Annotated in this window: 10 protein-coding genes; 3 read left to right on the top strand and 7 right to left on the bottom strand. The window is 73.0% G+C overall.

What is annotated here, in order from left to right; all coding sequences use genetic code 11:
• Positions 1-190 precede the first annotated feature (190 nt).
• The 5 genes from AC07FA_RS18915 to AC07FA_RS18895 form a co-directional block, all read right to left on the bottom strand.
• Positions 191-982, bottom strand: a complete 792-nt coding sequence (locus AC07FA_RS18915; protein WP_479076787.1) for a TIGR04222 domain-containing membrane protein — start codon at positions 980-982, stop codon at positions 191-193.
• 103 nt (positions 983-1,085) lie between these two features.
• A complete protein-coding gene (locus AC07FA_RS18910) occupies positions 1,086-2,138 on the bottom strand; it encodes a TIGR04222 domain-containing membrane protein (protein WP_479076785.1) in 1,053 nt (350 codons plus the stop codon).
• A gap of 4 nt (positions 2,139-2,142) precedes the next feature.
• Entirely contained in the window at positions 2,143-3,441 is a 1,299-nt protein-coding gene (locus AC07FA_RS18905; RefSeq protein ID WP_479076784.1) for an MbnB/TglH/ChrH family RiPP precursor modification enzyme, read from the bottom strand.
• 111 nt (positions 3,442-3,552) lie between these two features.
• The gene (locus AC07FA_RS18900) at positions 3,553-4,299 is read right to left on the bottom strand and encodes a DUF4142 domain-containing protein (RefSeq protein ID WP_479077235.1); all 747 of its coding nucleotides are present in this window, start codon (positions 4,297-4,299) and stop codon (positions 3,553-3,555) included.
• Positions 4,300-4,429: 130 nt separating this feature from the next.
• The gene (locus AC07FA_RS18895) at positions 4,430-5,176 is read right to left on the bottom strand and encodes a peptidyl-tRNA hydrolase (protein ID WP_479076783.1); all 747 of its coding nucleotides are present in this window, start codon (positions 5,174-5,176) and stop codon (positions 4,430-4,432) included.
• Positions 5,177-5,247: 71 nt separating this feature from the next.
• Here AC07FA_RS18895 and AC07FA_RS18890 point away from each other — a divergent pair, with 71 nt between their 5' ends.
• From AC07FA_RS18890 to AC07FA_RS18880, 3 genes are read left to right on the top strand one after another with little or no spacing between them, the layout of a single operon-like run.
• Positions 5,248-5,925, top strand: a complete 678-nt coding sequence (locus AC07FA_RS18890) for an AIM24 family protein (protein WP_479076782.1) — start codon at positions 5,248-5,250, stop codon at positions 5,923-5,925.
• Positions 5,926-5,936: 11 nt separating this feature from the next.
• Positions 5,937-7,676: an ABC transporter ATP-binding protein gene (locus AC07FA_RS18885; RefSeq protein ID WP_479076781.1), complete on the top strand. Its 1,740-nt coding sequence runs from the start codon at positions 5,937-5,939 to the stop codon at positions 7,674-7,676.
• 14 nt (positions 7,677-7,690) lie between these two features.
• A complete protein-coding gene (locus tag AC07FA_RS18880) occupies positions 7,691-7,876 on the top strand; it encodes a hypothetical protein (protein WP_479076780.1) in 186 nt (61 codons plus the stop codon).
• 66 nt (positions 7,877-7,942) lie between these two features.
• Here AC07FA_RS18880 and AC07FA_RS18875 read toward each other — a convergent pair whose 3' ends face one another.
• Positions 7,943-8,875 carry a polysaccharide deacetylase family protein gene (locus AC07FA_RS18875; RefSeq protein WP_479077233.1) on the bottom strand — a complete coding sequence of 311 codons (933 nt, stop codon included), beginning with the start codon at positions 8,873-8,875 and terminating at the stop codon, positions 7,943-7,945.
• Between the two features lie 93 nt (positions 8,876-8,968).
• Positions 8,969-10,405: a nucleobase:cation symporter-2 family protein gene (locus tag AC07FA_RS18870; RefSeq protein WP_479076779.1), complete on the bottom strand. Its 1,437-nt coding sequence runs from the start codon at positions 10,403-10,405 to the stop codon at positions 8,969-8,971.
• Positions 10,406-10,448: the final 43 nt, after the last annotated feature.

The raw sequence follows: 10,448 nt of genomic DNA, 5'->3' as shown, positions 1-10,448 counted from the left end.
AGACACCCAAAAAAGGAAAAGAAAGGGGATGGAACTAAACACCACTCCCCCTCCCTTTTGTCCCAAAAACTCTGGTTTGTTCCCCTTGGTAGGCTCGCTTCCCCCCCCCCGCACCGGTGTTTCTCCGGTCAGCGGGCACGCCACCCGATGCTCGCTGACGCAGTTGTTTCGCCGCCATCACACTGCAATGTCACATGTGATGCCCCGGATAGGCCGACCAGCCCGGGCGACGGTCCGTCAGGGCCGCACGCAGCGCCGGGTCCTCCACGGCGCGCACACCCTGGACAGCCACCGCCGCCAGCAGATCGCGGTCCGCGCCCGACACCGGCGCCGGCAGCGAGTCGAGCCACCGCTGACCGGACGGGGACGCCCACGGGCTGTACGGATGGTTCTCGACGCGGGCGATCGCCAGGCAGCCCAGCGTGAGCACGAGCGGCAGCCCGAACCAGGCCGCCACCGGGCCCGATCCATCCTCGTCCCGGCCCGGCAGGAGCGCCGTCGCTCCGGCCAGCACCACGACCAGAACGGCCGAGGCGCGCACCGCGCGCGCCGCGGACGCGACGCCCGTACGGGTCCCGTGCGGAACGGCGAGGCCCGCGGCGACGAGCCGGTCCGCGAGGGTGCGTACGGCGTCGGCGGCCGCCGCTGCTGCCCGTATGGGGGCGATCCGGGACTGACCCTGCGGCCCTATGGCCCGTATGACGGTGCGTTCGACCTCGTCGCGGCCCTCCGGGTCGACGACCGTCGCCCAGCCGGTGTGGGCGAGCAGTAGCCGTCGCCGCAGATGCATGGAGACCAGCGCCAGATCGGCGACCCGGTGCGGGCCGCCGGCCAGGAAGGCCGTCTCGTACAGATTCAGCGCGTGGTGCGCGGGCTCCGGCGCGGCGGCCCGGGGCGCCGCCGCGGCGGTCGCGAGGCAGAGGCGGAGACACGACATGGCCGCCGCGGCCCACGCGACCAGCAGGAACACAACCCAGAGCATCCCGGATTTCTATGCGAGAGGGCCACGAAGCGCCATGCCTTGTTCACGATATGGATGCGATGTGGTCCACCGGTTGGTACGCGTGGCCGGATTCGGTCCGTCCTCAGGAGCTGCTGCCGCAACTTGAGCCGCCGGAACTGCCGCCGCAGCTCGACCCGCCGCCTCCGCAGCTCGACCCGCCGCCTCCGCTGCTCCCTCCGCAGCTGGAGCCGGAGCTGCAACTGGACCCGCCGCCCGAGCTGCAGCCGCCCCCGCCGCCCCCGCCACCACTCCCGCTTCCGCTGGAACTCCCGCAGCTCGCGCTGCCGGGACCCACCCCGGCGCACCACACCGCCGGCGTGAGCAGAGCCGCGGAGGACGTCGAGGAGTCCGTGTACACCGTGGACCCGCGCCGTCCGGCGGTCCGGACCCGTGCGGCGGCGGCCAACTGGGCCTGGAGCGCGGGATCGGGCAGCGCGCGCAGCCCCAGCGTGGCCACCAGATGGGCCGGGGTCATCGTGTAGGCATACGCGGCCCGGTAGCCGTCGGCCGCCCGGCGGCCCGCCTTGGTGATCCTCCGCCCGGTGGACGAGGCCACCAGCATGCCGGTCAGGGAGCCGAGCAGAAGGATGGGCAGCACCTTGACGATGAAGGGGAACGGGATGTCCGAGTAGCCCTCGTGCACGGCGTACTGGACGAAGGTGAGCACCAGACAGACCGGCAGGGCCACCATGCAGCCCACGCCCTGGACCAGGGCCCACACGCGGAGGGGACGGTGCGTGGCGGGGGCGACGAGCAGCCCGCGTGCCGCGAGCCCGTCGCCGGTCTCCTGGACGGCCGGGTGGCGCATCACCGCGGCGCGCAGCGCGGGCAGGGCGCCGTTCGGGGCCGCGGCGAGTTCCTGGAGCACGGCCCGTTCCACCGGATCACGGGCTTCGCCCCGCAGGACGACGACGATGCCGGGGCCGCCGACGGCCAGCCGGCCGTCCGCGTGCATGGCGGTCAGCGCGGTGTCCACGACCCTGGCCGGGCCGCCGTTGAGGAACGCCGCCTCGTAGAGGTCGTGCACCTGGCTGCCGGCTCCCGTGGTGGAGCCACGAGCGGCGACGGCGCGGGTGATCAGGAGGACCGAGGTCGCGACCAGGGCGAGGTTCAGCAGGATGGCGAGAGCGTTCATCGGGTCACTTCCCCACGAGCGCGGCACGGGCCGCGCGGACCAGTCGGACGGAGCGGCGGGGCGGACGCGGATCGACGCGATCCTGCCACCAGCGGGTCAGCCGTCGCCGGGCCGCCGCGTCGGTGGGCAGCCCGTCGATCAGCAGCCGCTCGGCGAAGTCCAGCGCGTCGCGGCGGTACCCGTCGGACATCGGGTGGGTCCTCGCGTAGTCGAGGAAGGCGCCTCGGTAGCCGTCGCCGAGGATCTCCGGGAGTTCAGGGGCGACTTTCGCCACGACGCCGGCCCGCTTCGCGGCCAGGGCCCGGCTCTGCACCCCGAGCCTCCGGTGGTCGAAGCCCTCCGGCGAGGGGGTCCCGGCGACGAGCGCCGAGAGCAGGGCGGTCTGTGCGACGGCGCAGCGGTCGCGGGCGCCCTTCACCGGGGCCGCTGCCCGCTGGGGGCGTACGGCCTCCGGTCGCACCCGGCCGCCTCGGGAGGAAGCCGCGGCGGCTGCCAGGGTCGCCCGGATCGTGGTCAGTTCGCCCGCCAGCTCGGCGGCTGCCGGGAAGTCGTCGTCGCGCTCCAGCAGCACTCCGGGCGGGTCGGTCCGGGAGCGCAGTTCGGTCAGGACGTCGAGCACGGGCTGGGTCACGGGATGCGCGTGCGTGTCGTGCCAGACGCCGTTCTTCTGGACGCCGCCCGCCACATGGACGTAGGCGATGGCCTCGACGGGCAGCTCGTCGAGCGCCGTGGCCGGGTCCTCGCCGCGGTTGACGTGGTTGGTGTGCAGATTGGCGACGTCGATCAGCAGCCGGACCCCGGTGCGCTCGACGAGTTCGGCGAGGAACTGCCCCTCGGTCAGCTCCTCGTCCGGCCACGAGATCAGCGCCGCGATGTTCTCCAGGGCCAGCGGAACGGGCAGCGAGTCCTGCGCGATCCGTACGTTCTCGCACAGGACGTCCAGGGCGTCCCAGGTGCGGGGCACCGGCAGCAGATGCCCCGCTTCGAGCCTCGGGGACGCGGTGAGCGGCCCCCCGCCGCGTACGAACGCGATGTGCTCCGTCACCAGCGGCGCACCGAGCAGGGTGGCCCGCGCCGCCAGGTCCGAGAGACGGCCGGGGTCCGGGCGGTCCGCCCCGCCGAGGCCGAGGGAGACACCGTGCGGGACGACGGTGACGCCGCGCTCCCTGAGCCGCATCAGAGCCTCCGGGGGATGGCCGGTGCAGATGTTCTCCGCTACCGCCTCCACCCAGTCGATCCCGGGCAGCGTCGCCACGGCGTCCGCGATCTCCGGCCGCCAGCCGATTCCGATTCCCAGCCTCATGTGTGTCCCCCTAGGTCCGCTGTGCAGGGGTGATGGCCCCGGCAGGCGGTGACGAATCCGAACAGGGGGACGTTCAGAGCTTGATTTGAGGTTCCCGGCGGGCGCCGTCCGTCAGGGCATCGGCATCATCGTCGGGGGCACAGGACGCGAGGTGAACGACTGGTCCCCGGTGGGGGTGACCGGCACCGGGACCTGCGGCACCCCTCCGCCGGACGGGGCGGGCGGGCCCGAGGGACTCGCCGTCGAGGTCCCCGCCGCCTCACGCGCCAGGCCGTCGAAGTCGACGAATCCGGTGCCCTCCAGCATGGTGATGTGATCCAGCACCGTCTGGTTGGCGTCCGACGCCAACTGCCGTATCAGGGCGTTACGGGTGGTGTGCCGCACCTGGGCGACCAGTGCGAAGACCTTGCCGTGCGCGGCCCGCAGCAGATTGGCGAACTTGCGCTCGTACTCCTCGCCGCTCGCCGCCGTGAGCTCCCGCAGCCAGCCCTGCTGCTGGGCGGTGGGCTGGTTCGGCAGCTCCATCCCGAGCTTCGCCGCCACGTCCCGGGCCCGCCGGTCCAGGTCGGTGTGCCCCACGACGAGGTGGTCCCCGGCCGCCTTCGTCGCCTCGCTCGGGGCGCGCTGGATCGCCTGCTGTCCGGCGGGCAGCTCCCACAGTCCGGCGAGCCGCACCTTGACCAGGAAGTCCCGGTCGGTCGCGGAGAGCGGGCCCCACTGGGTGGCGACGCTCGACGCGTTGAGCCTGGCCTCCCCGGTGCCCGAGCGGTCGGCGTACGACCACATGGGAAAGGCGAGCGCGCCGAGCGTGGCGACGAGCGCCGCGATGATGAGGGCCGTTCCGTTGATGCGTCGCAACAAGGTGTCTCCCGGGCCGATGCGTGACAGCGTCGAATCAACCGCCAACTGATTCGCCGTGCAGGCTACTTGGCGGTAATGCCGGTACGGCAGTATCGGGAGGTACGTAAGTGTGCGCAGGGATGTTCAGTCAGCGGCGCAGCGCGGGATGGTCGGCGACCACCGTGCAGGACCCCGGCGCGATCTCGGTGAAGCCCGCGTCGCGCACCACCGGCAGGCCGCTCACGGTCAGTTCCCGCCAGCGCGCCGCGTCCGGAGTGGCCACGGCGAGCGGGAAGCCGGCCTCGCGCCACGCCTTGCGTTCGGTGTCGGACAGCTCCCACCAGGCGAGCTGGGCGCCATGCCCGGCCTGGGCCATGGTCTTGCCCGCCGACATGCCGAGGTCGGGGTTGAGCCACAGCACCGGACCGCCGAGGTCGGGCGCCGCCGGGGGCTCGGGGTCGTCGAGGTCCGTGCCCGACACCTGGAGTTTGGCCAGTTCCTTCGGCCAGCCGTCCAGCGGCACCGGCGGGAAGACCCGTACCTCGGCGCTGTCGCCGGTCACCGTGATGCCGGGCAGCGCGGACGCCTTGCGCCACTCCGCGCCGCGTGCCCGGCGCACCACCTTGCGGATCCGGGCGTCCTGCCAGTCCCGCATGACCTGCGCCCACTCGCCCTCGTCGAGCGAGCGTTCGTCGGAGAGGATCGTGAGCACGGCACGGGCGGCGGTCCGCAGGGCGTCGGTACGGGCCGGGGGCGCCGTCTTCTCGATGTGCACCACCAGCGGCAGCACGAACTGCGGCGCCTCGTCGCGGACGGTCGGCTCCGTGCGGAACGGACTGTCCGGGGAAACAGGCACTGCGGGGGACTCGGATGCGGGGATGCCGTTGCTGCTCACCCGCCCAGTCTGCCAGGCACCCGCTCCCCGCTTCTTGGCGGAACGAAAGGCTCCGGGTGAGGATGCTCCGCATGAAGAGCGATCTCTTTTCCAGCGAGCACATGGTCCAGGCCGCCACCGTCCCCGGAATGACCCTGCAGAACAGCAAGTCCATCAAGTACGCCGTCAACGGTGAGATGCACGCACGCCAGGGCTCCATGATCGCCTTCCGCGGCAATCTCCAGTTCGAGCGCAAGGGCCAGGGCATCGGCGGCATGCTCAAGCGCGCGGTCACCGGCGAGGGGCTGCCGCTCATGGCGGTCCGCGGCCAGGGCGAGGCGTGGTTCGCCCACGAGGCGGCGAGCTGTTTCATCGTGGAGATGGAGCAGGGCGACGTCCTGACCGTCAACGGCCGCAACGTCCTGTGTTTCGACGCCACCCTCGCCTACGAGATCAAGACCGTGAAGGGCGCCGGAATGACCGGCGGCGGCCTCTTCAACAGCGTCTTCAGCGGATACGGGAAGCTCGGACTGATATGTGAGGGGCAGCCGCTGGTGATCCCCGTCACGGCGGCGCAGCCGGTGTACGTCGACACGGACGCGGTCGTCGGGTGGAGCGAGCGGCTCACCACGTCCCTGCACCGCTCGCAGAGCTTCGGCTCGATGGTGCGCGGCGGCTCCGGCGAGGCCGTCCAACTGATGCTCCAGGGCGAGGGGTTCGTGATCGTGCGGCCGAGCGAGGTCAAGCCCGAGAAGGCGTCGGCCAACTGAAGCTGAGCGGGGTGGGCCGCCGGTACGGTCTCGGCGGCCCCTGGGTCCTGCGCGGGGTCGACATGGAACTGCCCGCGCGGGCCCTGGTCCGGGTCGAGGGCGCCAACGGGACGGGGAAGTCGACCCTGTTGCGGCTGCTCGCGGGGATCGACGTGCCGAGCGAGGGCCGGATCACCGGCCGGGTGCCGCGTACGGCGTACGTCCCCGAGCGCTTCCCGGCGGCCCTGCCCTTCACGGCCACCGGCTACCTCGTCCACCTCGGCCGCGTCCAGGGACTGCGGACGGCGGAGGCGGCGGCGCGGGCGGACGAGTGGCTGGCGCGGTTCGGGGCCGCCGAGCACGCCCGTACGCCCCTCGCCGAACTCTCCAAGGGCACCAGCCAGAAGGTGGCCGTCGCGCAGGCGCTGCTGGCCCGGCCCGGGCTGCTCGTCCTCGACGAGGCGTGGACCGGGCTGGACGCCGCGGCCCGCGAGGAACTGGACCGGGCGGTCGCCGAACGCGTCGCGGCGGGCGGGACCGTCGTCTTCGTCGACCACGACCCGCGGCGGCTGGCCGACGCGGTGGACGCCGTGTACGCAATCGACGGCCACGCCCTCGCCCCGCTGCCGGTCCGTGCCGCCCGCCATCCCTCCGGCCCCCGGGTCCGGATCGAGGCCACGGGCCCGCCGGGCACCACCCTGCCGCCAGGGCTTCCGGGCACACCCGCGCTGGAGCCCCGCCCCGACGGCGCGGTGCGCCTCACGGTGCCGGCGGAGCACTCGGACGCGGTCCTGCGCACCCTCCTCACCGCCCACCGCCCCTGGCACATCGACCAGGTGTCACCCGCCGGGAGCGGGCCCCCGGCGGGTGAACCCGCCCCGGCATCGGTGGCGCCGGTACCGGATGGGCCCGCGCCTGCCCGGCCGCCCGCGCCCGACGCGCCCGCGCCCGACGCGCCCGCTCCCGACGCGCCCGCTCCCGACGCGCCCGCTCCCGACGCGCCCGCTCCCGACGCGCCCGCTCCCGACGCGCCCGCGCCAGACGCGCCCGGACCCGACGCGCCCGCGCCCGGCCGGCGGGGTACGACGCCGAGGAGCAGGGCGATGGTGGCCCTCGTCCGCTACCAGGCCGCCCACCTCCTGCGCTCGCAGCGCTGGCTCGCCCCCGTCCTCCTCTACGCGGCCCTCCTCGCCATCGGCGTCCGGCCGGGGCAGCCCGTCCTGGATTCGCTCGGTTACGCGGCCGCCGGGCTGGTGCCGGTCGCCGCGTGGTTCGTCCAGCTCTGCGCCACCCAGGAGCCCCCTGCCGCACGCGCCGTCACCGCCGCGGTCGTCGGGCAGCCGCGGGCCCATCTCTCCGTGCTGCTCGCCGCCACGGGGTGGGCGCTGGTCCCGGGCACCGTGGCCGCCACCGCCGTCCTCCTGATCAGCGAGCCGGTCAGTACCGACGGCACCGTGGACGTGCCGCTGCCGGCCGCCGGGCTCGCCGCGCTGCTCGTCACCGTGTGCTGCGCCCTGACGGGGGCGGCGGTGGGGGCCCTGTGCACCAGGCCTTTGCTGCACCGCCGGGGCTGGTCGGTGGCGGCCACGGTGCTGGGCGTCCTGCTCGCCCTGGTGACCAGCGGGTCACCGGCGAAGTACGCGGTGACCGGGCTGGTCTCGGGATCGCTCTCGGGGACGGTGCCGACGCCGGTCCTGCCGCTCGCCGGTGCCGTCGCACTCGCCGCCGCGGTGGCCGCCCTCGTCTGCCGGCTCACCTCCGTGCGCGAGTGAGTACCCTCGTACGTATGGACGATTCGTACTGCGAGACTCCCGCACCGAAGCCGGTGATCACGGGCACGGACACGGGTCCTCCGTTCGCCGAATGCGTACTGTGCCGCGAGCCGACCGAGTATCCGGAGTCGGCCAAGGGCATCACCCTGTGTCCGGTGTGCGAGTGGCGTGAAGCGGAGCGCACGGCCTGCTCCGGCTGACCGTCGGTGCCCCCCCGGCCCGCTTCACTGCTGACCCCCGGCGCGCTCCGCCGCTGACGCGCGGGCTCAGCCCCGCATCAGCTCGGAGACCTTCACGAACCGGTAGCCACGCGCGCGCAGCTCCGGCACCAGCCGCTTCACCGCCTCATCGGTCACCGGCGCCGCGCTGCGCGTGCAGTGCATGACCACCAGCGACCCCGGCGTCACCCCCGCCAGCACCTGTTCGGCCACCGCATCCGCGTCCGTCGCGAACGCGTCACCGCTCACGACGTCCCACTGCACCGCCGTCACCTTCTCCGACGCCAGTGTGCGCAGCGCCGCCTCGTCGTAGCAGCCGCCGGGAAAGCGGAAGTACGGCACCACATTGCGCGCCCCCGCCTTCCGGAACGCGGCGAAGGCGCGCCGCACGTCGTCCCGCATGTCCGCCTCCTCGACGACCGGCAGGCCGTAGCAGGGGGACGTGAAGGCGTAGTGCCGGTACGAGTGGTTGGCGATCTCGAACAGCGGATCGGTGCCGATCGACCGCGCCTGCGCCGGATACTCCTGCGCCCATCGCCCCGTCATGAAGACCGTCGAGGGGACCTTGAGCCGGCGCAGCAGCGCGATCAGCTCCGGGTTGTCGAAATGCTCGCCGGCGGCCGCGCGCGGACCCTGGTCCGCGGTCATGTCCGCGTCGAAGGTCAGGGCCACGACCTTGTCGCGGAGCCCGGCGCCCTCACCGGTCGCGCGGGGGCCGCGCTTGAAGACCGGGGTGAGTCCCGCCGGCCCGGGCGCCATGGTGGGCGGCTTCCGGCCGGCCGGCAGCGAGGCGAGCGCACCGGCCGGCGCGGAGGGAGCGGCGGAGCGGACCGCCGAAGAAGAGCCGGACGGAGAGCCGGACGGAGAGCCGGACGGCGCGTGGGTCGCGGCCCGGGGGGTGCCGGTACGGGGGCCCTCCGGGCTCCCGCAGCCGAAGAGGCCGCTTCCGAAAACCGCCCCCAGAACGGTCAGTGCCGCAATTTTCCGTACAGAGTTGGTCACTCCCGGAACGTAACCGATCACCCGGTGGCGAGCCGCCAGCGGCACTCCCGCACCGCGGGGCGGCCCCCCGATTCACTCGGTCGTCGAAGCCCTGACGGCCCCCGCCTGCGCGGGAACGGCACCCACGGCGCCCACGGCACCCACCGCCGCCACGGGCGAATCCGGCACCGGCTCGCCCCCCGCCGGTTTCCCGCCACCCCAGGTCGTGTGGTGGAAGAGGAGGTTCAGCAGGAACGCGGCGAACGCGGCACTCGTGATGCCACTGCCCACCACGATCTGCGCCCAGGAGGGGAAGCCGTCGTAGATGCCCTCGGAGACCTCCGGGAGCAGGCCCACCCCGAGCGCCACCGCCGCGATCGTCATGTTGTGCCCCTGGTCGAGATCGACCCGGCGCAGTGTGCTGACGCCGACCATCGTCACCGTGGCGAACAGCACCAGACCCGCCGCGCCGACCACCGGACCCGGCAGCGCGGCCACCAGTTCACCGAGCCGGGGGATGAGGCCGAGGACGACCAGCATGCCGCCGGCCACCGCGGTGACGTAGCGGCTGGAGACCTTCGTCAGCCGGATGAGGCCGATGTTCTGCGTGAAGACGGTGTCCATGAAGGAGTTCATCGTGCCGCCGAGCACGCCGGACAGTCCGTCGGCGGCGAGCCCCCGGGCCAGGTCCTTGTCGGTGACGGGCCGCCCGGTGGACTCGCCCACCGCCATCATCGTGGCGGTCGACTCGGTGAAGATCACCAGCATCACGACACACATGGAGATCACCGCGGACGGCGGGAACTGCGGCGCACCGAAGTGGAACGGCGCGGCGAGCCCCACCCAGTCCGCCCCCGAGACCCCCGAGAAGTCCGTCAGATCCAGCGGTATCGCCACCAGAGTGCCCACCACGAGCGCGATAAGGACGCCGATCTGCCCGGCGAAGCCACGGACGAAACGGGCGAACAGCACGATGAACAGGATGACGCCCGCCGCCAGCGCGAGCCGGGTCGTCGAGGCGTGGTCGGCGGCCTCCGGATCGTTGCCGGTGATGAGCCCCGCGGCCACGCCGATCAGCGAGAGCCCGACGACCGTGATCACCACGCCGCTCACCAAGGGCGGGAAGAACCGCACCAGCCGCGCGAACGGTACGGCTATCAGCAGCCCGAAGATTCCGGCGGCGAGCATCGATCCGTAGACCGCCTGCATGCCGTACTCGCCCGCGATCAGGATCATCGGCGTCACCGAGGCGAAGGTCGCACCGGTCACGATCGGCAGCCTGATGCCGAAGACCTTCCCGATGCCGAGGCTCTGGACCAGCGTGATCAGACCGGCGACGAGGAGATCCGCGTTGATCAGCAGACCGATCGTGGACGTGGACAGTCCGGCCGCCGCGCCGAAGACCAGCGGCACGGTGACACAGCCGGTGTACATGATCAGGACGTGCTGGAATCCGAAGACCGCCAGCTTCCCGAGGGGCGGCCGGCGGTCCACGGGATGCGCGGCCCGAACGTGCGGTGAATCGTCCATGACATGCCCTCCGGTGCTGGTCAGTCCAGTGGAGAGCATTGAG

The organism is Streptomyces sp. NPDC045968, assembly GCF_056430475.1.
Note: the sequence above shows the minus strand (reverse complement) of the source record. Positions and strands in the feature narration are given on the sequence as shown.